At 69.3% G+C, this 22007-nt stretch carries 17 protein-coding genes; 4 read left to right on the top strand and 13 right to left on the bottom strand.

The features are described from left to right. Positions 1-383 precede the first annotated feature (383 nt). Positions 384-1367, bottom strand: a complete 984-nt coding sequence (holA, locus tag ACYVIO_RS18905; protein WP_460652147.1) for a DNA polymerase III subunit delta — start codon at positions 1365-1367, stop codon at positions 384-386. Positions 1368-2612: 1245 nt separating this feature from the next. Here holA and ACYVIO_RS18900 point away from each other — a divergent pair. Beyond that, a complete protein-coding gene (locus ACYVIO_RS18900; protein ID WP_460652146.1) occupies positions 2613-3845 on the top strand; it encodes a ferredoxin reductase domain-containing protein in 1233 nt (410 codons plus the stop codon). 15 nt (positions 3846-3860) lie between these two features. Here ACYVIO_RS18900 and ACYVIO_RS18895 read toward each other — a convergent pair whose 3' ends face one another. The 3 genes from ACYVIO_RS18895 to ACYVIO_RS18885 all read right to left on the bottom strand — a co-directional run bounded on the left by ACYVIO_RS18895 (position 3861) and on the right by ACYVIO_RS18885 (position 8868). Then, a complete protein-coding gene (locus tag ACYVIO_RS18895) occupies positions 3861-6320 on the bottom strand; it encodes a ComEC/Rec2 family competence protein (RefSeq protein WP_460652145.1) in 2460 nt (819 codons plus the stop codon). Further along, the gene (locus ACYVIO_RS18890; RefSeq protein WP_460652144.1) at positions 6307-7095 is read right to left on the bottom strand and encodes a helix-hairpin-helix domain-containing protein; all 789 of its coding nucleotides are present in this window, start codon (positions 7093-7095) and stop codon (positions 6307-6309) included. Before ACYVIO_RS18890 ends, ACYVIO_RS18895 begins: the two co-directional genes overlap by 14 nt. Before the next feature lie 930 nt (positions 7096-8025). After that, the gene (locus ACYVIO_RS18885; protein WP_460652143.1) at positions 8026-8868 is read right to left on the bottom strand and encodes a DegV family protein; all 843 of its coding nucleotides are present in this window, start codon (positions 8866-8868) and stop codon (positions 8026-8028) included. A 53-nt stretch (positions 8869-8921) separates the two neighbouring features. Between ACYVIO_RS18885 and ACYVIO_RS18880 the strand changes: the two genes are divergently transcribed. Beyond that, complete coding sequence (locus tag ACYVIO_RS18880) at positions 8922-9446, top strand: pyridoxamine 5'-phosphate oxidase family protein (RefSeq protein WP_460652142.1); 525 nt, start codon at positions 8922-8924, stop codon at positions 9444-9446. Positions 9447-10025: 579 nt separating this feature from the next. Here ACYVIO_RS18880 and ACYVIO_RS18875 read toward each other — a convergent pair. The 5 genes from ACYVIO_RS18875 to ACYVIO_RS18855 form a co-directional block, all read right to left on the bottom strand. Next, positions 10026-12569 carry an ATP-binding protein gene (locus ACYVIO_RS18875; RefSeq protein WP_460652141.1) on the bottom strand — a complete coding sequence of 848 codons (2544 nt, stop codon included), beginning with the start codon at positions 12567-12569 and terminating at the stop codon, positions 10026-10028. Between the two features lie 138 nt (positions 12570-12707). Further along, positions 12708-12899: a hypothetical protein gene (locus ACYVIO_RS18870; protein ID WP_460652140.1), complete on the bottom strand. Its 192-nt coding sequence runs from the start codon at positions 12897-12899 to the stop codon at positions 12708-12710. A gap of 100 nt (positions 12900-12999) precedes the next feature. Continuing rightward, positions 13000-13419 carry a YjbQ family protein gene (locus ACYVIO_RS18865; protein ID WP_460652139.1) on the bottom strand — a complete coding sequence of 140 codons (420 nt, stop codon included), beginning with the start codon at positions 13417-13419 and terminating at the stop codon, positions 13000-13002. 13 nt (positions 13420-13432) lie between these two features. Continuing rightward, positions 13433-15913, bottom strand: coding sequence for a leucine--tRNA ligase (gene leuS, locus ACYVIO_RS18860; RefSeq protein ID WP_460652138.1), 2481 nt, complete (start codon positions 15911-15913; stop codon positions 13433-13435). 157 nt (positions 15914-16070) lie between these two features. Beyond that, entirely contained in the window at positions 16071-16691 is a 621-nt protein-coding gene (locus ACYVIO_RS18855; RefSeq protein WP_460652137.1) for a TetR/AcrR family transcriptional regulator C-terminal domain-containing protein, read from the bottom strand. 85 nt (positions 16692-16776) lie between these two features. Between ACYVIO_RS18855 and ACYVIO_RS18850 the strand changes: the two genes are divergently transcribed. Beyond that, complete coding sequence (locus ACYVIO_RS18850) at positions 16777-17205, top strand: hypothetical protein (protein WP_460652136.1); 429 nt, start codon at positions 16777-16779, stop codon at positions 17203-17205. Positions 17206-17222: 17 nt separating this feature from the next. Further along, positions 17223-17546, top strand: coding sequence for a hypothetical protein (locus tag ACYVIO_RS18845; RefSeq protein ID WP_460652135.1), 324 nt, complete (start codon positions 17223-17225; stop codon positions 17544-17546). Here the strand turns inward: ACYVIO_RS18845 and ACYVIO_RS18840 are convergent. The 4 genes from ACYVIO_RS18840 to ACYVIO_RS18825 form a co-directional block, all read right to left on the bottom strand. Further along, a complete protein-coding gene (locus ACYVIO_RS18840) occupies positions 17539-18444 on the bottom strand; it encodes a helix-turn-helix domain-containing protein (RefSeq protein WP_460652134.1) in 906 nt (301 codons plus the stop codon). The two genes, ACYVIO_RS18845 and ACYVIO_RS18840, sit on opposite strands and share 8 nt — an antisense overlap. Then, positions 18441-19199: a phytanoyl-CoA dioxygenase family protein gene (locus ACYVIO_RS18835; RefSeq protein ID WP_460652133.1), complete on the bottom strand. Its 759-nt coding sequence runs from the start codon at positions 19197-19199 to the stop codon at positions 18441-18443. Before ACYVIO_RS18835 ends, ACYVIO_RS18840 begins: the two co-directional genes overlap by 4 nt. Before the next feature lie 97 nt (positions 19200-19296). Next, the gene (locus ACYVIO_RS18830) at positions 19297-21072 is read right to left on the bottom strand and encodes a GMC family oxidoreductase N-terminal domain-containing protein (RefSeq protein ID WP_460652132.1); all 1776 of its coding nucleotides are present in this window, start codon (positions 21070-21072) and stop codon (positions 19297-19299) included. After that, entirely contained in the window at positions 21072-21968 is an 897-nt protein-coding gene (locus ACYVIO_RS18825) for a hypothetical protein (protein ID WP_460652131.1), read from the bottom strand. The genes ACYVIO_RS18830 and ACYVIO_RS18825 overlap by 1 nt, the downstream gene beginning before the upstream one ends. Positions 21969-22007: the final 39 nt, after the last annotated feature.

The raw sequence follows: 22007 nt of genomic DNA, 5'->3' as shown, positions 1-22007 counted from the left end.
CGCGCTAGCTGCGCGAGTGCCGCACCGGCGGCCGACGGCCTGTGGCTGGCGCAGACCGGCTGGGCTGGGTGACGTGGGATCAGGGCGAGCCGTGCGTGCCAACTGCGCGATAGCCGTACGGGCGGCCGACGGCCTGCGGCAGGTGCAGACCGGCTGGCCTGAGGGACGCGGGATCAGGGCGAGCCGTGCGTGCTAGCCGCGCGAAAGCCGTACGGGCGGCCGACGGCCTGCGGCAGGTGCAGGTCGGCTGGACTGGGTGACGCGGGATCAGGGCGAGCCGTGCGTGCTAGCCGCGCGAAAGCTGTACAGGCGGCCGACGGCCTTCGGCTGGCGCAGGCCGGCTGAGCTGGGTGACGTGGGATCAGGGCGAGCTGTACGGGCTGTCAGCGTCTGCCGTGGGATCGGCTTACGGTGATGACCATGCGTTCGAGGGCGTAGCCGGCGTCGCCGGAGGCGCCTTTTACGTCGGCGTCTGCTTGGGCTACTGCTTTGATCGCCGTGGCGAGGCCGCCTGGGGTCCAGCCGCGGGATTGTTGGCGGAGGGACTTCAGCTTCCACGGGGGTACGCCGACCTCGCGGGCCAGGTCTGCTTCGCGGAGGCCGGGGGGTGCGCTGGAGAACTTGGCGAGGCCTCTGAGGCCGCCGGCCATTGCGCTCGTGACCAGGACTGCTGCGACTCCGCAGTCGAGGGCCCAGCGGAGTTGTTCGAGGGCTGGTTCTGTACGGCCGGCGATGGCTGCATCGGCTACGGCGAAGCTTGTGACCTCGGCTCGGCCGCCGAAGTACTGGCTGATCAGGTCGGTGGAGATCGACCGGCCGTCGGAGTCGGAGACCAGCTGTGAGCAGGCTCCCGACAAGGCTCGCAGGTCATGGCCGACGGCGTCGACCAGGGCTGCGGCGGCGTGCTCGTCGATCGATCCACCGAACGAACGGATCTCCCCCAGTACGAACTGCGGGAGCTCCCAGGTCTTCGGCGCGGTTGCGACGACCTCGTTGACCGACGCCTTGCGCAACTTGTCGAGTACGCCCTTGCCCTTCTGTCCGCCCGAGTGCACGAGGACGACCAGTACGTCGTCCGCCGGTGCCCCGGCGTACTCCAGCAGGTGGGTGACCATCTCGGCCGGAAGGTTCTCGAGCATCCGCAGCACCAGCACTCGCTCGGTGGCGAACAGCGACGGACCCGTCAGTTCGGCGAAGTCGCCGACGTCGAGCTCGCCGGCGCCGACGTCGGTGACCTCGACGTCGGTCTTTCCCTTGGAGACAGCCGCGATCGCGGACCGCACCGCCCGATCCGCCAAAAACGTCTCCGAGCCGGTGACGAGCAAGACGTCACCCAGCTTCGGCGCACCACTCTTCCTAGCAGCCATAACGCGGCCAGCATCCCACGCCGTACCGACAATCCTCGCGCCCACCCCGACGCGGGGTCGTCGAGCAGACACCGTCGCGCGGTGGCCGAGCAGGGAGCGTCGCGCGCGGTGCCCGAGCGGACAGCGTCGCGCGCGGTGCCCGAGCAGGCAGCGTCGCGCGCGGTGCCCGAGCGGACAGCGTCGCGCGCGGTGCCCGAGCAGGCAGCGTCGCGCGCGGTGCCCGAGCGGACAGCGTCGCCGTCCTCACGGTCGGCTGGTCGTCGCGCCTTGCGACGCGATGCAGCGCGGAGTTGGTCGGTGTTGACTGCGGCAGGCCGCCCAGTCGGACGCGGCTGCGGGCAGCGGGCAATGGGCAGCCGGCGACGGGGACCGGGCAACGGGCAGCACCACCGGTGCAGCGGGCTGGCGGGCTGGCGGGCTGGCGGGCTGGCGGGCTGGCGGGCTGGCGGGCTGGCGGGCTGGCGGGCTGGCGGGCTGGCGGGCTGGCAAGTCTCCGCCCCACAGCATCGCGTCGGGGTGAGCCATTCGGGCAGTCGCGACCGGATCGGCGTCGCGACGGGCAACAGGCGGTACGCCGGCGCACGTGCTGGTGATCGACTACGCGCTCCGGCCGGTGCTGACGAGTCTGGGCGCGGGGGCGATCGGGCAGGGGGTTCGGGGGCAGGCCTGCACTTGGTCCTAGTGCTCTCCGTGGGACGACTCCCAGACAGAGCCTCGGACTGTTGAGGTTTTGTTGCAGTGGGGTTGCACGCGGGGGTGGGGGCGAACTGGCGTGGGATTGGGGTCGTCTCAGCCTGTGACGCCGGGGTGGTTCGGCGGTTCGCGTGGGCTTGGTCATCGGGGTGGTGATCGCCGGCGCTCTTCGGGGTGGTTTCGAAATTCTGGGGGAATTTCATGGATGCGGTGGATTTGTCGTTGGCGGAGCGCGATCTGGCTTCCGGGGTGGAGTGCAGGCCGGGGCGTCGGGTTGGGCATGGTCGGCGGACGGTTTGTACGCGGCCAGAACGCTTGCACGTAAGGGCAAACGGGCTGGTCAGGGAGGTCGCGGATCGCGGGGCTTCTGCGGTCGGGAGGCAGGCTGAGGCGTCAGCGGCAGGGGCACAGTCAGCGGCGGGGGCAGGGGCACAGTCAGCGGCGGGGGCAGGGGCAGCCGGGAGGTTGGGGCGGCCTGCGCCGGAGTTGGCGGGGGTGGTCTTGCCGGCTCCGCTTCCTTTGGGGCGACGAGTTTTGAAGGATCCTCGGTTGATGCAGAGCCATCGGTTGATGGTGATGGTGCTGGGGATCAACCTGGTGATTCTCGGGCTCGGGCTGGGGAACTCGTGGTGGGGTGGCGGGTTGCAGGGGGTGGTCAACCTGGCATTGGTTGCGCAGGGCAACTTTGCGGTGGGGGTGCTGGTTCGGCAGCAGTTCTTGGTGAACGGGCTGTCTCGGCTGGTGATGCGGGTGCCCAAGTCGTGGCCGTTGCGGGTGCGGTGGGCGTTGGCGAAGGGGTACCACCTGGGTGGGTTGCATGTGGGTGGGGCGGTTTGTGGGACCTTCTGGTTTCTGGGGCTGGTTGTGGTAGCTGTCGGGCACGTCGGGATGGCGCTCACGGCGGTGTACTTCGTACAGGCTGCTTTGCTGGTGGGGATTGTGATGACTTCGCGGCCGAAGGTTCGGGCGAAGCGGCATGACCTGTTCGAGCGGGTGCATCGGTTCGGTGGGTGGGGGCTGTCGGCACTGTTCTGGATCGGTGCGGTGCTGCTGGCGGACGAGCGGCGTGATGAAGAGGCGCTGTGGTCGGCGTTGGCCAGTACGCCGACCGTGTGGGTACTCGTCGTGACCACAGTCAGCTCGTTGGTGCCGTGGATGTTGTTGCGGCGGATTCCGATCGAGGTGGTGCGGCCGTCGTCGCACGTCGCGTTGGTGAAGAGCGGGCGTAGTACGCCGATGGCTGGAACGACGCGGGCGATCTCGCGGCATCCGTTGCGGCAGTGGCACAGCTTCGCGGTGGTTCCGACGCCTGGGCAGGACGGCTTCCGGATGGCGGTTTCGCGGGCTGGGGACTGGACCGGTGAGTTCATCGACGAACCGCCTTCGCATGTGTGGGTGCGTGGGGTGGCCACTGCGGGGATGGCGAACTACGGGACGGTGTTCAAGCGGGTGGTCTACGTAGTGACGGGCAGCGGGATCGGTCCGGTGCTGGCGCACGTGCTGGCTGCTCGGGTGCCGCACACGCTGGTCTGGGTGACGCGGGATCCGGTGAAGACGTACGGGCAGGAACTCGTCGACGAGATCCTGGCCGCGCAACCGGACACGGTGATCTGGGATACGGACGCGAGGGGTAAGCCAGACATGGTGAAGCTCGCCTACGCGGCGTACGCGGAATCGGAGGCCGAGGCAGTGATCTGTGTGTCGAACAAGAAGGTGACCTGGTCGGTGGTGCACGGGATGGAGCGACTGGGAATCCCTGCCCTGGGGCCGATCTGGGATTCCTGACTGACGTTGAGGTGGTCATGGCTGTCGGCCTTGGGTGGCAGTGGCCAGGGTGTCGCCGTCGGTGGTGACGGCGACGGCTCCGGCGGTGTCGGTACGGCGGATGGTGGTGCCGGTTCGGGTGAGGAGATCCAACGTCCGCGGGGCTGGGTGACCGTAGTCATTGGCGATGCCGACGGAGATGAGGGCCAGTCGGGGGCCAGCCTTGGCGAAGAAGGCCGGGTCCTGCCGCGCTGATCCGTGGTGCGGGACCTTGAGGATGTCGGCGTGGAGATCGGGGTGTGCGGCCAGGACGGCGCGTTGGGCTTCGGGTTCGAGGTCGCCGGTGAGCAGGATGCGCAGGCCCGCGGTCTCCATGAGCATGACGATGCTGGCGTTGTTCTCGGGTGAGCTTTCGTTGTCGCTGGTGGTCGCTGGGTTGTCGGGCAAGGACGGGACCTGGGCTGGCCAGAGGGTCGTCCAGGTGAGGGCGCCGACGGCTCGGCGTTCGAGGTAGGTGACTGGGCGGACGGGAATCTGGTGGGCTGCCGCCAGGGCTTGGACTCGGCGGTGTTCGGCAGGTGGGGAGAAGTACGGCGTCACCTCGAGCTCGTCGACCTGGCGATCGTTGAGCGCACCGGCGAGACCGCCCGCGTGGTCGGCGTGGAAGTGGGTGAGCACCAGGACCGGGATGTGGGTGATGCCGAGGTCTTGAAGGCAGCGGTCCATCGGGGTTGGGTCGGGGCCGGTGTCGACCACGACGGCGGAGTTCGGACCTGCGCGCAGTACCAGGCCGTCGCCTTGCCCGACAGAGCACGCGACCAGGATCCAGTTGGCGGGTGGCCAGCCCAGGCGTGGAGTGGGACGAAGGACCACGAACACGAGGATCGCCAAGCAGAGCAGGACTGCCAGCGGACGAGCGAGGACTCGGTGCAGGCCGAAGGTCAGTGCGACGCAGAGCAGGGTGAGGATCGTGACGCCGACGACCGTGGCCGGCCAGGGGCTGACGGCGCCTGGGAGGTCTGCACCGGTCTCGGCGACCAGGATGATCCACCGGGCCGGCGAGCTTGCGAGCCAACCCGCCAGGCGGGCCAGATCTGAACTCAGTAAGGCGATGCCGGCGGCGCCGAAGCCGAGGATGGTGGCTGGGCCGACCGCGGGACCTGCGAGCAGGTTGGCGGCGACGGCGACCAGGGAGACCTGACCGGAGAGCCAGGCGACAACCGGCGTACAGGCTAATTGGGCTGCTAGTGGACAGGAGATGGCCTCGGCCAGGCGGAGTGGCATCCAGTTGGCGAGGGCGTCGCGCCAGCCGGGGCCGAGGAGAACGATTCCGGCGGTGGCGAGGACGGAGAGGGCGAAGCCTGCCGAGCGGGCGAGTGAGGTGTCGAGCAGGAGTAGAGCGATGACGGCGACGGAGAGGCTTCGGACTGCGCGGCGTCTGGTGCCGCCGGTGGTCATGGCGGCGAGGGCGACCAGGCCCATGGCAGCGGCGCGCAGGACGCTTGGTTGGGGGCGGGCGAGGATGACGAAGGCGACGACGATCAGTAGGCCGACGACGGTGAGGCCGCGGGCGCGGACGCCGAGGAGCCTGGCGAGTGGGAGGACGAAGGCGAGTAGGAGGGTGAGGTTGGTGCCGGAGACCGCTGAGAGGTGAGTCAGGCCGGTGAGTTGGAAATCGGTAACGAGGTCGGGCGGGAGGGCTGATTCGTCGCCCATGACCAGGGCGGGCACGAGGCCGCGTACATCTTCGGGCTGGTCTTCGACTGATTCTCGGAGGCCGGCGCGGACCTGTTCGGCCGCGAGAAGCCACCAGGCTGGGTCGTCGATGATCGTGGGGTTTGAGCGGGCGGAGAGCATCGCGGCTACGTCAGAGCCGGGCTCTACGGGGCTCAGGCGACCGGTGGTTTCGACGTGTTGGCCGAGGCGGACGTGCTGCCAGGCAGGTGAGCCGATGACAAGGACCTTGGTGCGGATGCGGGTGGTTGCCCCCTTCGCGGTGAGCTGTTCGGCGGTGGCTTTGAGGACGACGTACGGCGGCCGGCGGTTGCCGGGGGTGCTGCGGACGGCTGGGTCGCTGGTGATTTTGAGGTGGAGTTTGGCGGTGGAGTTGGTGGCGGCCAGGGCTGGGAGGGGGCCGGTGGTGAGTTGGTGGATCTGGAGCGCTGAGGCTGCGGCCATGCCTGCGGAGAGGGCGGTGATCGCGACCAGGGTGAAGAGGAGTCGAGAGCGGCGGCGGAGGGCGAGGGTGAGCAGGGTCAGGGTGAGGGCGGTGGCTGTTGCGGCGGTGATGACGGCGACGATGCTTGCCCGAGGCATCAGGAGGATCGCGGTGATCCAGCCTGCGGTCGCGGGGAGGAGGAGGCGGGCGTCGAGCGTGGGCTCTTCTTCTTGGTCAGCTGGGTCTTGGTCGGCGATGGAGGGGGCTTGCTGGATGGGGTTGTGGAGGTCTCGTGAGTCGCTCGGCTGAAGACTGCTGGGGTCGCTAGATGCGGACATGGGGTTTCAGGTCCTCGTACTTCTTGGTGCCTACGCCGGAGACCTCCTGGAGTTGGTCGATGGTGGTGAAGCGGCCGTGCTCGGTGCGGTAGTCGAGGATGCGTTGGGCGAGGACCGGGCCTACGCCGGGGAGGTCGTCGAGCTGGTCGATCGTCGCTGTGTTGAGGTCGATCGGGCCTGTGGTGGTGGGGGTTGGTGGGCGGTTGGTTGAGCTGGTGGTGGGTGGGAGGTTGGGGGTGCCGACGAGGATCTGTTCGCCGTCGGTGAGGGGGCGGGCGAGGTTGAGGGTGGTCAGGTCGGTGCCGGGGAGGGCGCCGCCGGCTGCTTCCAGGGCGTCGGCTACTCGGTTGCCGGACTTGGTGTGGATGAGGCCGGGGCGGCGGACCTTGCCGGCTACGTGGATGACGAGGGTTGCTTGTGGGGTTGGTGGTTTGGCTGTTGTTGGGGCTGCGACTGGGGTGCCGGTGGTGAGGGCGCTGGGGGTTTCGGTTGTGCGTTCGGGGATTGGTTGGGGGCGGGAGCGGAGGACGGTGCAGCCGGCCCAGGTCAGGCCTGCGGCGAGGACGAGGGCGATCACGATGAGGTGGCGTGGGGCCACGGTCCAGCGGGTGCTGCCGCGTAGGCGTTCGGGCAGCACGGTGTCAGGGATCCATCCGCCTCGCACTTGGTCCTCCCGTTCGTCGGCCGGTCTCGGGGCGGAGGCGGCGCGCAACCGGTCCAGGGCAGCCTGGCGGTCGGCCGGATCCGGCGCGGGAGAGCGGCGTGGTGGCTTCACACAAGGAAGGTACGAGCGAAACCGCGGGTGGGCGGGGGGAGATTTTTGCCTGTGGAGAAGGTTGGGGTCGGCTTTATGCGGCCGGGGAGGTTGTGGGGGTGGTGAGCGCGCGCGGGGTGATGAGGCGGCGCCGACCGGTGAGTCGACGCGGGGTGGTGAGCGGGCGCGGGGATGGTGAGCGGGGCGGGTGGGTCCGAGGAAACGGCGGTCGGCAGGGTCTGCGTCAAAGCGGCCGGAGAGGTCGTGAGGGGTTGAGGTCGCTGCGGCCGGAAGAGAAGAAGATGTGGGCCGCGGTGCGATAGGCGGGGCGGACGCTGGGGGCGCCGGGGTGGTGAGCGGGCGCGGGATGGTGACCGGGCGCGGGATGGTGGGGGCGCCGGAGGTGGGGGCGCGGGCGGGTCCGAGGAAACGGCGGTCGGCAGGGTCGGCGTCGATGCGGCCGGGAAGGCTGTGGGGGCTGAGGTCGCTGCGGCCGGAAGAGAGGTAAGTGAGAGGGTGCTCAGTTTGGTGGGCGGGTGCGATAGGCGAGGTGGGGCGGCGCTGGGTGCCCAGGCGCGCTGGGGTGGCGCGGGGCGATGAGCGGGCGCCGGCGGTGAGCGGGCGCGGGGTGACCGAGAAAGCGGCGGTCGGCAGGGTCGGCGTCGATGCGGCCGGGAAGGCTGTTGGGGCTGAGATCGCTGCGGCCGGACGAGAAGAAGAAAGTGGGCCGCGGCGCGATAGGTGGGGCGGACCCTGGGGACGCTGGAGGCGCCGGGGTGGTGAGCGGGCGCGGGGTGGTGGGGGCGCGAGAGGTGGGGGCGCGGGTGGGTCCGAGGAGACGGCGGTTGGCAGGGCCGGCGTCGATGCGGCCGGGAAGGCTCTGTGGGGGCTAAGGCCGCTGCGGCCGGAAGAGATTGAGTGAGAGCGAGTGGTCAGTAGGTGGGCTGGCGGTTACTGCGGGGCTACTACTACCGCGAGCATGCCGGGGCCTACGTGGGCTCCTATTACGGCGCCTACTTCTCGGAGGACGATTTCCTCGGCTTGGGGTAGGCGGGTGGCTAGGCCGTCGGCGAGGGTGTGGGCTTTGTCCAGGTTGGCCAGGTGGTGGACTGCCAGTTGGACTGGGCCGGTGCCGGCTCGTTGGACGGCTATGTCGGCCAGGCGGGCTATGGCTCGGGAGGAGGTTCGGACCTTCTCGAGGGGGACTATGCGGCCGCCGCTGATGGTTAGGAGGGGTTTTACGGCTAGGGCCGTTCCCAGCAAGGCTTGGGCTGGGCCGATTCGGCCGCCTCGGCGGAGGTATTCGAGGGTGTCTACGTAGAAGTACGACGAGATCGCCGACATGCGGGCTCGGGCGGCGGCTTCGACCTCTTGCTGGGTGGCGCCGCTGGCGGCTGCGGCGGCGGCTGCCAGGGCGGGGAAGCCTAGGCCCATGCCTAGGGAGCGGGAGTCGATGACTCGGACCGGGATCGGGGATTCCTTGGCGCCGATCATCGCGGCCTCGACGGTGCCGGACATGTCGCCGGAGAGGTGGATCGAGACGATGGACTCGGCGCCGGCGGCCGCGCACTCGGCGTACGTGTCGGCGAAGGACTGCGGTGACGGGCGGCTGGTGGAGACGGGGGTGAAGGTCTTCAGAGCCTCCGCGACGGCGTCGGCGCTCGTGCCGCCGTCGTCGTACGAGACGCCGCCGATCACCACCTGCAGCGGTACGACGGTCAGCGGGTGGCGGAGCACCTCGTGCGCAGACAGGCCCGCCGTGGAGTCGGTGACGACGTGCACGCGGGCTGACATGCAGCGAGGTTACCGGACAGTTTTCGTCGGTGCCTGGTGCGAGAGTGGGGAGAATGAGGGAAACCACAGCGGAGATCACGGAGTTGCAGGAGCTGCTGGACGCCGCGTACGGGCGTTCGACCGAGCACCTGCGCAACATCGTCACCGACGAGCGGAACCTGACCGCCGAGGAGCTGACCCAGGCGCTGACCGGCATGTGCACGCTCAACCTGGCCACCGTGACGGCCAAGGGCGAGCCACGGATCAGCGCGGTCGACGGACACTTCCTGCACGCGCGCTGGGTGTTCACGACGGCGCACTCGGCGGCGAAGGCCAGACACCTCACCAAGAGGCCGGCCGCGAGTCTCTCGTACGTCGACGGCGAGCGGATCGGGGTGTTCAGCCACGGTCAGGTCGAGTTCCTGACGGCCGGCCACAGCGACTTCGACGAGATCGAGCAACACCTCACAAACCACTACGGCAGCTCACCGTCGAGCTGGGCCGACGACATCGCCTACTGCCGCCTCCAGCCGCACTGGATGGTCGGCTACGCCTTCGACAAGTCCAAGCTGACCAAGGACCAGCCGACGAAGGACTAGCGAGGTGGCTGCCGACCCCTCCGCCGACTGCCACCCCGCTGCGAACTGACTCCCCCTGGTTGTCAGTTCAGTGCCCCACTGATTCCCCCGCAGTTCCCCGCAAACAAAGCCCCCCGGGGAGCTCCAGCGGCCGACCCCACCGATGAGTGACCAAACCCATCGGCTGTCCCGTGTCGGCCGGGCCCGCACTCGTCCCCTGTGTCGTGTGCATGGCCTCTGCTGGAGCCCCACCCCGGGTCCGGTGCCCTGACGGCGCACGGCACCCGGTACTACGTAGGACAGACCCGCACGTCGCAGCACTCCGGAGCTTCACGACAGCTGAACGGCGCCCCCACCGATCACTGCCTGACCTGCTCCGTGTCGCCTCCACCCGTCCCGTGGTCTCCCTGAGCCGGTCGGTGGTCCGCGGTTGCCTCGTCACGGTCCACCTCCTGCCTCGGACACCCGGTCCGGCCGTCGATCTCTGTCTGTGTGGAACCTGCCCTACACCGAATATCTTGGTCGGGACAGGCCCCCGCGACGAGGCAGAAGAACCGGCAGTTCCCCGGCAGTTCCCCGGCAGCTTCGCGGCAGCGACGTTTACGAAAGTGCCCGCAGTACGTCGTCCGCCAGCCGTCGTACGGACTCCGCCGGGTTCGGCTCAGGCCAGCCCGGCGCCTGCGAGGCGCTCGAGCACGACTCCTGCAGCACCGCCCAGGCGGTCGGCAGCATCGGCGGGTCCATCGTCCGCTGCCACGCGAGCAGCTGCCCGCAGAGCAGGTCGGCCGCGGCAGACTGCCCAGCTGCATGCAGTACGGCGACAGCCTCCGGCAAGACGTCCAGCAGGTACACGACGCGTCCCTCGACCTGCAGCCGGCTGACCGCGTCGCGGATCGCGATACGAGCCGCCGCAAGGTCACCCGTACGCCGGGCCAACCGGCTCCGGTAGAGCATCACCAGATAGTCGAAGTACCCCCGGTGCCCGCGGATGTCCGCGTCGGCCTCGTCCAGCAGGGCCTGCGCCTCGTCGAAGCGCCCCTCCGCGAACTCGACCATCGCCAAGCACCCGGCGATCTTCGTCCGCTCCGGGTCATCGGAGGCCTGGCTGTCGCGGGCCAACTCCGCCCACCGCCGCGCCTCGACGAGGTCACCCAGCTCGAGCGAGACCCGGCTGAGCGCCATGTACGCGATCTCGTCCGGGTAGACCCCCGGGTTCACCAGGGCGGCCTCCCAGGCCAGCAGCAACTCCTTGGCCTCCGGCAGCCGACCCCACCGACCCAGCGCCAGCCCACAGATCGCCTGGACTGTGGCGGACCGCTGGACGTTCCCGTGCGCCCGCGCGTCAGCCACCAGCGTCGGGATCTCCGCCAGGCTCGCCGTGTCCAGCAGCAGCGACCCGGACGACACCCAGCCGCCGCGAGCCACCAGACCCATCTCCGACTCCGGTGCGATCAGCGTGCGCGCTTCGCCGTACAACCGCCGAGCAGCCCGTACGTCGCCAGTAAGGCTCGACAGCCGCCCGCCGATGGCCAGCAGCATCCCGCTGACCTCCTTGTCGACCACGTTCTCGGCGCACGCCACGGCCCAGCGGATCCCGCTCTGCGCCACGCTCGCCTGGTACTGCCAGGCGATCCGGAAGCCCAGCACGATCTGCGCGGCGGTGTCCCACTGGCCCAGCTCGGCGGCCCGCTCCAGCGCCACCTCGAACGTCGCCGAGTTCGCGTTGGCCGCCCGGTACCGCCGGTCGCGGTCGGGACTCGACCAGGCGCCCTCCAGCCCCTTCACGTACTCCGCGCACCACGCCACGGCCCGGTCGCGGAACTCGGTCAGGTCGGTGCCCTGCGACGTCAGTCCGGCGTACGCGTGCTCGCGGATCGTCTCCAGCATCTTGTACCGCGCGCCGTACAGCTGCTCGAACTCCAGCACCGGCTGCAGCAGCGACTTGTCCACCAGCTCGGCCAGCAGCATCGGTACGTCGAGCGGGTCGATCGGCAGCCCGGTGCAGACCCCGACCACCGCGTCGAGCGTGAACGGCGACCCCAGCATCGACGCCCGGTACAGCAGCTGCCGCGCGGCGTCGGACAGCGCGTCGACGCTCCAGGCGATCGTGTCGGCCAGCGTCCGCTGGTGCGGCGCACCGAAACGGCGCGGCCCGGACAGCAGCCGGAAGCGGTCGTCCAGCGCGGTCAGGATCGTCTCCACCGACAGCGACCCGGCCCGCGCCGCGGCCAGCTCCAGCGCGAGCGGCAGCCCGTCCAGCCGCTGGCAGAGCCGCGCGACCGTGGCCGCGTTCTCCGGCGTCAGCGAGAAGTCCGGCCGGACCCGCGCGGCCCGTCGTACGAACATCTCGACCGCGGGACTCGCGGCGATCTCCGCGAAGTCCCGGTCGTTCCGGGGCACGCCGAGCACCTCGACCCGGCGGACCACCTCGTCCGGCAGCCCGAGCGGGATCCGCGAGGTCACCAGTACGCCGACGCCCGGGAAGCTGCGGACCATCCGGTTCGCCACCGTGGCGACTCCGTCGAGCACGTGCTCGGCGTTGTCCTCCACGATCACCAGGTCGCCCGGCTGCCGGCCGGACAGCACGTCATCCAGGTCGGAGGTGCCGGGCGCCGTACCAAAAGCATCCAGAATCGCCGACGGTACGGCGGCATCGCGCTGGACCGTCGTCAGGTCCACGACCACGACAGTGGTGTCCGCACCGGAGAACCGATCGGCAGCAGCCAGCGCCAGCTCGGTCTTCCCGACCCCACCAGGGCCGACCAGCGTGACCAGACGGTTCTGCCGCAGCAGGTCGGCCAGCTCGGCCAGCTCCTTGTCCCGCCCGACCAGCCCGTCCGGAATCGGCCTGGTCCCCCGCCAGCGCATGCCGGTCGGCGCCGGAGCACCCACGGCGATCACCGGCCGAACAGTCCCGTGCCCAGCCGCCGCGAGGAAGCCCTCGGCGTCCTGGAGCCCCAGCGCCGAAGCCAGCAGCCGCACCGAGTCCTTGCGAGGCCGAGCCACCCGGCCCGCCTCCAGCTCGCGGATCGTGCGCACACTCAGGCCTGCCGCCTCGGCCAGCTCCTCCTGGGAGAACCCCGCCCTGACCCTCAAGTCGAGCAGGAGATCGGCGAAACCGCTCCGGCCATCCGCGTCCGCCAAAGCCCGTCACCCCTTCTGAGCCTCACACCGCCACAGCACAAGATACGTGACCGGAGCGGGGTGGGCGGTCACGTCCGCGGCGGCGCCACCGGACAGACCGATTACCAGGGGAATTGCTGCCCGAACAGGAATGCCCGATCAGGCACTGATCCGGACGTCGTCGGCATTCTTTTCGGCGTACAGGGAAAGGACCTCGGTCCAGTCCGAGAGCCGGGCCGCGGTGACGGTGCGGCCGTGGTCGGCGTTGAGCAGGCTGCCGGCGCAGATGTTCCTGGTCGCGCGCACGAGGAGCTCGGAACCGAGGCCGAGCAAGGAGTCAAGGGCTGCCATGCGGATATTCAAGCGAAGACGTGTTTCGCCGAGGTAACACGTCCGGCAACATCGCGATACGTCAGCAAAAACCCGCCACAAAACAATGGTGGTCAGTAATTCACGAGGGCAGCCAGGAAAGCCGCACCTGACGTGAAGGATTGTCCACGTTCGTGTCCACCAGGCAGATCGACTGCCAGGTCCCGAGCATCATCCGCCCGCCCAGCACCGGGATCGACGCGTACGGCGGGATCAACGCCGGCAGCACGTGATCCCGGCCGTGCCCTGGCGTGCCGTGCCGGTGCTGCCACTGGAAGTCCCGCGGCAGCAGGTCTTCCAAAAGCGCCAGGAGATCGGTGTCGCTCCCGGCACCGGTCTCCAGGATCGCCACCCCCGCCGTCGCGTGCGGGACGAACACGTGCAGCAGTCCGTCGCCCTGGGCCTGGTGGGCCTCGGCGGCGACAAACTGCTCACACCGGCTGGTGAGGTCGAAGACGACCTCACCAGTACCGGTCCGTACGTCGATCAGCTCGGAACGCATGCCCGCCAGAGTGTCAGGCCGGGACGATGTTGACCAGCTTCGGCGCGCGCACGATCACCTTGCGCACCCCGCGGCCGTCCAGCGCCTTCTGCACCGCTTCGGAGTCCAGGGCCAGCTTCTCCAGGTCGGCGTCACTGATGTCCGGGGCGACCTCCAGCCGCTCCTTCACCTTGCCCGCGATCTGTACGACGCAGGTGACGGAGTCCTCGACCAGCAGCGCCGGGTCGACCGTCGGCCAGCCGGCCTTGGCGACCGTCGGCTGGTGACCCAGGTTCTCCCACATGTCCTCGGCCGTGTACGGCGCGACCAGGCTGAGCAGGATCGCCACCGTCTCGGCCGCCTCGCGGACCGCCGGGTCGGCGGCACCCGGGCCGGAGTCGATCGCCTTGCGGGTGGCGTTCACCAGCTCCATCACCCGGGCGACCATCACGTTGAACCGGTACGAGTCGATCAGCTCGCTCGCGTCGGCCACCGTCTTGTGGGTGATCTTCCGCAGCGCCAGATCACCGGTGGACGGGTCGGCCCCGACCGGAGCCTCCACCGAGCCGCTCAGCCGCCAGGCGCGCTGCAGGAAGCGCAGCGAACCGCCCGGGGACAGGTCGGCCCAGTCGATGTCGTCGTCCGGCGGACCGGCGAAGACCATCGTCAGCCGGATCGCGTCGACGCCGAACTCGTCCAGCTGGTCACCCAGGTTGACCCCGTTGCCCAGCGACTTGCTCATCGCCTTGCCCTCGTTGATCACCTGGCCCTGGTTCAGCAGCCGGGTGAAGGGCTCGGTGGCGTCCAGCAGGCCCATGTCGTGCAGCGCCTTGGTGAAGAAGCGCGCGTACAGCAGGTGCAGTACGGCGTGCTCCTTGCCACCGACGTACTGGTATGTCGGCATCCACCGGTTGACCGCGTCCTTGTCGAACGCGCCCTCGGTGTAGCCCGGCGAGCAGTAGCGCAGGAAGTACCACGACGAGTCGACGAACGTGTCCATCGTGTCGGTGTCCCGCTCGGCGGCACCGCCGCACTTCGGGCAGGCCACCTCGACCCACTCGCGGACCGAGGCCAGCGGCGAGACGCCCTTGGGCTTGAGCGCCGCACCGCGCAGATCCGGCAGCTCGACCGGCAGCTGGTTCTCGGGCACCGGGACCTCACCGCACGAAGGGCAGTGGATGATCGGGATCGGCGCACCCCAGTAGCGCTGACGGCTCAGCAGCCAGTCGCGCAGCCGGTAGTTGATCGTGCGCTCGCCCAGCTCCTTGTCCTGCAGCCAGTCGATGATCTTCGACTTCGCCTCGCCGATCGGCAGCCCGTCCAGGCTGATCTCGGCGTTGCTGCTGTTGATCGCCGGGCCGTCACCGGTGTACGCCTTGCCGTCGAAGCCCTCGTCCGGCTGCACGGTGCGCACGATCGGCAGGCCGAACTTCTCGGCGAACTCCCAGTCGCGGCTGTCCTGACCGGGCACGGCCATGATCGCGCCGGTGCCGTAGTCGGCCAGCACGTAGTCGGCCGCCCAGATCTGGATCCGCTCGCCGGTGACCGGGTTGATCGCGTACGAGCCCAGGAAGACACCGGTCTTCTCGCGCTCGGTGCTCAGCCGCTCGATCTCGGTGGAGGCCTTGACCGCCTTCAGGTACTCGTCGAAGGCCGGCCGCTGGTCCGGCGTCACCAGCTCCTCGGCCAGCTTGGCGTCCGGCGCGACGACCATGAAGGTAGCGCCGAACAGCGTGTCGGGGCGAGTGGTGAAGACCTTGATCGGCTCGTCGCGGCCCTCGACCTGGAACGAGGCGAAGGCGCCCTCGGACCGGCCGATCCAGTTCCGCTGCATCAGCAGGATCTCTTCGGGCCACTGCAGCTGGTCCATGTCGTCCAGCAGGCGCTGCGCGTACTCGGTGGTCTTGAAGTACCACTGGGTCAGCTCACGCTTGGTGACCTCGTGGCCGCACCGCTCGCACCGGCCCTGGACGACCTGCTCGTTGGCCAGCACGGTCTGGTCGTGCGGACACCAGTTGACGAACGACGCCTTGCGGTAGGCCAGTCCACGCTCGAAGAACTGCAGGAACAGCCACTGCGTCCACTTGTAGTACTCCGGGTCGGACGTGTGCAGCCGGCGCGACCAGTCGAAGCTCAGCGCGTAGCGCCGGATCGACTCGGCCTGGGTCTCGATGTTGGCGTAGGTGTACGTCGCCGGGTGCTCGTCGCGCTTGATCGCCGCGTTCTCGGCGGGCAGCCCGAAGGAGTCCCAGCCGATCGGGTTCATCACGTCGTAGCCCTGCTGGAACCAGTACCGGGCCAGGACGTCGTGCAGCGCGAAGACCTCGCCGTGGCCCATGTGCAGGTCGCCCGACGGGTAGGAGAACATCGTCAGCGCGTAGCGCCGCTCGGCCGAGCCGTCGTCCTTGGCCTTGAACGGGTCGAGCTTCTCCCAGACCGGCCGCCACTTGTCCTGCATGGCGTTGAAGTCGTAGCCGCCCCGGTCGATCGGAGTGTCTTCCACCTGCTCGCTCACGGTCCTACTCCCGCATTCTTCTGTGATGGTTGAGCCCAAATGTGCCAGAAAGGCATCCCAGACATGAAAAAGCCCCTCACACAGGAGGGGACGCCGTACTGACCTGGATCTGCCAGTACGGCTAACTAAGGAGCAGGCTCACTCGCATACACCCATACTACCGCCCTGCGTCGAGTCCTTTCAGCAGGGCGTCGAGCGCGTACGTGAAACGCGTGTCCGCATCGCGGGCCGGTACGGCGGCTGCCGCCTTGGCCAGCAGCGGGAACTCCCCGGCGTCGATCGCCACCAGGTGGTCGACCGGGTCGCCCTCCGACGCCGTCACGACCTGGCCGACGACGAAGCCGCTCACGGCGTACAGGACGTCCAGCGCGTCGGCCGGCTCGAGTCCTGCGACTGCTAGTCCCTGCAGGGCCGCTTCCATCACCTGCAGGTTCTGGGCGGTGACAGCCGGGCGGGAGGCGATCAGCGGAACCAGGTTCGGGTGGGCCAGCAGAGCCGACCGCAGGCCCACTGCGTAACCGCGGAGTCCCTCCTGCCACGAGGACTCGAACTGCGGCGCAGTCACGCCGGCGACCAGTTGCTCGACCAGACCGTCCAGCAAGGCGTCCTTGCTCGGCAGGTGGTGGTAGAGCGTCATCGCCTCGACGCCCAGCTCAGCACCGAGCCGACGCATCGACAACGCCTTCAGCCCCTCGCGGTCGGCCAGTACGACGGCAGCGCGCAGCACCGCCTCGCGGGTGAGTCCGGCGCTCTGCCCCTGCGTACGGCGTCCTGGCACGAGAATCTCCTCGACTTGATCATTCTTACGCCGTAAGTTTACCGTAGAGCTGAAACTTACGCCGTAAGAATGAGGAGGATCGAGCATGTCCCCGAAGAAGGCCCTCGTCGCCGGGCTGGTGCTGACCGTGCTGGCGACAGCCGCACCGCTGGTCGACCTGGCGACGGTCGACAGCATCGGCGACCACGTGCGCAGCGCGTACCCGGACTGGTCGGCCGCCGACGTCAGCAAGGACCGGACCGCGATCACGGCCTACCTGGTCGCCGTCGGAGTGCTTGGACTCGTCGGCTGGCTGACGACTCTGGCGGGAGTGAGCCGCGGCAAGCGCTGGACCCGCTGGGTCGGTACGACGCTCTTCGCGGTCGGCGCCACCGTCGCACTCATCGACGCGAGCATCGGCGGAGAGGCGTACGAGACGATCGTCCCCCTGTTCCACGGGACCCTCGGCCTGCTCCCAGCACTCGCCGGCCTGGTCGCCGTGGTCGCCCTGTGGCGCACTCGTACCAGTGACTGAGCCGATAGGTTACGCGGATGGATCCGCTCACCTTTGACTACCGAGACCTGCACGCACGCACAGATCGAGGGGTCTTCGAGCTGTTCGACCTCAGCCGGTCCGGCGAGACCTTCCGGGTGCCGCTGGAGTGGCTCGGGGTGCTGGTGCACTTCAAGAAGCCGGGCAAGCCCGGGCAGCTGTTCGTCGGTGTCGTGCGGGACAGTGCGTCACCGCTCTACGGGACGGACCGGCTCGACTTCCGGTTCGCCGGGACCCATCTGGAGGTGGACGAGGCCGACGAGGCGTCGTTCCGTGCGTACTTCAGCCAGGTGGCCGCGCTGGCCGGCCGACGGGTCAACTGACGAACGTAGTACCGCCCGTACGGCGGTAGGCGGTCGGTGTGCTGCCGTAGTGGCGGCGGAAGGCCGTCGAGAAGGGACGGACGTCGGAGTAGCCGGCTGCGTGGGCCACCTGGGTCACGGTGTTCGACGGGTCGAGCAGGAGTTGAGCAGCGAGCTCCAGCCGGAGGCGGCGCAGTGTGGACATCAGGGAGTCGCCTGTGACCGAGCGGAAGAGCCGCTCGGTGTGCCGCTCGGACAGGTGGACCGCGGCCGCCACCTCCCGCACGGTGATCGGCCGGGCCAGGTTGTCGAGCAGCAGACGCTGCATGGCGTCCACCACGACCCGGTCGCGGGACTGCGAGCGACCGACTGGTTCGACGGCCAGGTCCTCCTCCAGTGCGAAGGCCCGAGCGGTGTCGACCACCAGAGCAGAGCCGAGAGCAGCCAGAGAAGCCTGGTAGCCGGATCGGGGAACAGCAGCTTCTGCAGCAAGGGCAGAGACCGTAGCCGTCAGGCCTCCAACGGCTTCGGAGACAACAGGTCCGTCCGACCGAGTGAGGCCGGACCACCAACCTGCACCGGAGACACTGGAGACCGGGCGGAACGTGAAGCCCCAGAAGGCGATGCCCAGCGGCTCCGATCGACTGGACTCGATCTCGTGGGTGTCGCCGGGCCGGGCGAGGAAGAGGGTGCCGGGCGCCACGGCGTACTCCGAATCCCTCACGTTGAAGCGGCCCTCGCCCGAGTAGGCCAGGCAGACCTCGTGGAACGAGTGGCTGTGCCAGTAGTTGCGCCAGTACTCCGGCCGGTAGTGCCCCCAGCTCACGAAGTCCGCGCGAAACCCGTCGACCTCGCAGGACTCCAGTAGCCCTGCGAGGTCGACGAAACGATCAGCCGCCGCAACGGACGACAAGCTCAAACGGTGCTCCTGCCGGTCGGGTCGACCCCACGCAGCATCATGCCCTGACCGAGCGAGTGGTCGTGGGTCTTCACCGACGGCGGGTCGCCCGCGTCGCGGTACTGCACGAGCCACGTCGTCCGCGCCTCGTCGCTCACGTTCACGCCCGAGCCGTGCACGGTCAGGTAGGTGAAGAACAGCACGTCCCCCGCCTCGGCCGGCTGCGGGACAGCGGACTCGAACGGTACGTCGGGCAGGTGGAACGACCCCTCCGGGTCGTGCTCGCGCGGCCCTTCGAGGTGGCTGCCCGGGATCACCCGCACACAACCCTTGGATTCCGGCGCGTCGTCGAAGTGGAAGATCGCCGCACCGACCCGGTGGTAGGTGTGCGGGAAGAACGGGTAGTCCTGGTGCAGCGGGAACGGCGACCCGTTCTCCGGCGGCTTCACGAACAGCTTCGTGTGGTGCAGCTGGACGTTGTCCACGCCCATCACCGCGGCGGCCACGTCGGTGAACCGCGGGTCCACCAGCAGTCGCGAGTACGCCGCGTCGTAGAACTGCGCGTCGTGCAGGTGCTGCAGCCGGGTGGCGCCGTCGGACAGGCCCATCGCCGACTTCCAGGTCGGGTCGTCGCTCCGGTTCAGCTGCGCCAGCAGGGCGTGGCTGCGTTCCCGGTACGACGCGGCCTCCTCCTTGCTGAGCAGGCCTTTCACCAGTACGAAGCCCTGCGTCGCGTACTGCTGAGCCAGCGCCGAAAGATCAGTGGTCACAGTCATCTCGAAGTCCTCCTCGTCGGGGTACTTCGAGCCTAGGAACACCGGCGCCCGGACGGCAGGACCGCGCCGGACGCCGATGTTCGTGAAACGGACACAGCTACAGCCCGAGCTGCCCCAACCGCACGCTGATCCGCGGGTCGGTCGACACCACCGGCGCCGACGTCCGCACCCACGGGTCCCCGTCGAAGTACGTCTGGAAGATCTTCTCCGCCGTCCGCGTCGCCACCGCCTGGCTGGTCAGCGTCGGGTTCGGGCCGCCGAGGCCGTTGGCCAGCGCCGAGTTGTCGGCGATGAACAGCCGCTTCACCGCCCGGGCCTCGCCGCGCGCGTCGAGCACCGAGTTCTTCTCCGACTCCCCCATCCGCATCGACGACTGGACGTGCAGGATGAGCGGCGCCCAGTCGACCCGGTACACCTTCTTCGCGCCGGCGCCGCGCAGCAGCTCGGCCGCCTTGCGAGCCATGAACTCCCGGTTGCGCACCGTACGCCGGGTCCGCTTGCGCTGCTTGAAGGTGACCTTCGGGATCGGCCCGTTCTCGTCGGCCGGCAGCGCCGACAGCGTGACGCGGTTCTGCGCCTCGACGTCGTCGTCGGTGATCACCAGCACGGTCAGCAGGTGGTCGATGCCGCCGGCCATCAACTCTTTCAGTTCCGGGCCCATCACGCGCCCGGCCGGCCCGTCCCACGGCCCCGTCGCGCCGCGACCGTTCTTGTACTGGCCGCGGATCCCGCTGTCCGACAGCGTCCCGGAGAACGCGTTCAGCGCCGGCGGCAGCCCGACGTTCTCCAGCCCGCCGTACCCCGGGTAGTCGAGCCGCGCGCTGGACCCGACGCCCTTCGGGTTGCCGGTGTAGTCGTCGAACGAGCCGATCATCCAGTCGAAGAAGTGGTCGGTGTAGCCGCGGCCGACCCAGCCGTTCGGGTTCGGCAGGCCGCTGTTGAACCAGAGCCGCGGGTTCTCGGTGCAGCCGCCGGCCATCACGACGACGCGGGCGTCCTCGCGGTGCTCGTCACCGGACACGTTGTCCCGCCACGTCACGCCGGTCGCGGTCAGCTCGCCGTTGCGCTTCTCACTGTGCACCTTCGTCACGTACGCGTCGGCGATCAGCTCGACCGGCTTGCCGCCGCGCGCCCACACGTTCGCGGTCAGTGCCATCGGCACGTAACTGTTGTCGGTCGAGCGCTTCGCGAACTGGTTGCGCGGGGCACCGTTCGGCCGCATGCAGCCCTGGAAGCAGTAGCCGCAGAAGGTGCATCCGGTCGCCTGCGGGTAGTTCAGCAGGTTCTTGTCCGACGTCTTGCCGGCCGTCCCGCCGGGCTGCAGGATCGCGTTCTCCTGCGGCCGGTACGACGGCCGGTGCGTGGTCTTCGTGGTCTGCACCGGCAGCCCGAGCGTCTCGGCGCCCTTGAAGAACGTCTGCTCCTTGGTGCCCATCGCCGCGGTCATCACCGGCATCGTCGCCTCGACCCACTCGAAGTACGGCACCAGCTCCGAGTACGTGAACGGGAACCGGTGGTTCACGTCGTACTCGTTGCGGTCGGCACCGTCGTACCCCGTGAAGACGCCCGGGTACGCGCGCGGGTAGTTGCCGTAGAAGTGCTGAGTGGTCCCGCCGACGCCGGACAGCTGCCAGACGAACGAGTTCTGCGGCCACTCCCGGTACCAGGCCGGCTTGCTGCGGTCGGTCGGGCCGAGCCGGAAGTAGCCCGACAGCGGGTTGTTCGCGTCCTCCTCGAAGGTGCTCCACTCCTCCCGCGGCTTCGCGTGCCGCGGCCCGGCCTCCAGCAGCAGGACGTCGAGCCCCTTCGCGGCCAGCTCCTTGGCGACCACCGGGCCGCCACCGCCGGCCCCGATCACGATCACGTCGCGCATCAGTCGTGCACCTCTTTGCGTCCCTGGTAGTAGCCGATGAAGTCGTCCCAGCCCTCGACCGGCCCGTTCGGCTGGTAGCCCGCGAGGGTCCAGCCGACCGGACGCCCGCGGAGAGTCTTGGTGGTCTTGTCGAGTACGCCGTACTCGCTGTACGCGCCGAAGGTGGCGAACTCGATCAGCGCACCGCCGACGAACTTGAGCAGCCCCGACACCGACTCCTTCAGCGGCTCGGGGAAGTGCACGTCGAGCAGCGCGACGAGGTCGGAGTCGGTCTTCTCGATCAACGCGAACGCGGCCGCCTTCTCGGCGTACGTCAGCCGCGCGAACGGCGACAGGTGCACGCCGTTGACGGCGAGCGGATTCACCTGCGTGGCCATCAGGTTCAGCAGGCCGGCGATCGGGAACGACAGCGGGATCGCCTCGTCGCTCTGCAGGTACGACGCGAGCGCGCGGTCCAGCTGCCGCAGCTCGGGCGGGAGCAGCTCGAGCCCGGGCAGGGCGATGCCGCTGTCCGCGAGCCCGGTGACGAGCGCGGCCGAGATCGGCTGCGCGATCGCGTCGGGGAACGGGACGAAGTTGTCCAGGGCCTCGATCATGAAGTCGGTCGCGCCGGACTCCATCGCGCCCGGCGTACCGCTCGGGGTGCCCTGGGTGCGGGAGTAGGCGTCCGGGCCGGGCATCGCGAAGACGGTCAGGCCGTTCAGGGTGTCGCGGGCGAGCTCGGCCAGCACCGGCCGGATCAGGTCGACGGCGGGTGGCAGGAGCGGGTTACCGGTGGCGGCGTCGGCCGGGGCGAGGAGGCCGCGGGCCAGCAGGCCGCCTCCACCCAGCGCCGCACCGAGCACACCGATCCGGGCCAGGAAGGCCCGGCGGGACAACGGAGCTGCAGCAGGCATACGTGGTCCTTCGCGGTGGAACGGGGGCGATGCCGGCGT

The sequence above is a fragment of the Kribbella endophytica genome (assembly GCF_054781295.1).
This window is presented reverse-complemented; position numbering and strand designations above follow the sequence as displayed.

Coding starts and splice junctions, on each gene's coding strand:
- holA (WP_460652147.1), bottom strand. CDS start 1,367: ATGGCTGCTAGGAAGAGTGGTGCGCCGAAGCTGGGTGACGTCTTGCTC.
- ACYVIO_RS18900 (WP_460652146.1), top strand. CDS start 2,613: ATGCAGAGCCATCGGTTGATGGTGATGGTGCTGGGGATCAACCTGGTG.
- ACYVIO_RS18895 (WP_460652145.1), bottom strand. CDS start 6,320: ATGTCCGCATCTAGCGACCCCAGCAGTCTTCAGCCGAGCGACTCACGA.
- ACYVIO_RS18885 (WP_460652143.1), bottom strand. CDS start 8,868: ATGTCAGCCCGCGTGCACGTCGTCACCGACTCCACGGCGGGCCTGTCT.
- ACYVIO_RS18880 (WP_460652142.1), top strand. CDS start 8,922: ATGAGGGAAACCACAGCGGAGATCACGGAGTTGCAGGAGCTGCTGGAC.
- ACYVIO_RS18870 (WP_460652140.1), bottom strand. CDS start 12,899: ATGGCAGCCCTTGACTCCTTGCTCGGCCTCGGTTCCGAGCTCCTCGTG.
- ACYVIO_RS18865 (WP_460652139.1), bottom strand. CDS start 13,419: ATGCGTTCCGAGCTGATCGACGTACGGACCGGTACTGGTGAGGTCGTC.
- ACYVIO_RS18850 (WP_460652136.1), top strand. CDS start 16,777: ATGTCCCCGAAGAAGGCCCTCGTCGCCGGGCTGGTGCTGACCGTGCTG.
- ACYVIO_RS18845 (WP_460652135.1), top strand. CDS start 17,223: ATGGATCCGCTCACCTTTGACTACCGAGACCTGCACGCACGCACAGAT.
- ACYVIO_RS18835 (WP_460652133.1), bottom strand. CDS start 19,199: ATGACTGTGACCACTGATCTTTCGGCGCTGGCTCAGCAGTACGCGACG.
- ACYVIO_RS18830 (WP_460652132.1), bottom strand. CDS start 21,072: ATGCGCGACGTGATCGTGATCGGGGCCGGCGGTGGCGGCCCGGTGGTC.
- ACYVIO_RS18825 (WP_460652131.1), bottom strand. CDS start 21,968: ATGCCTGCTGCAGCTCCGTTGTCCCGCCGGGCCTTCCTGGCCCGGATC.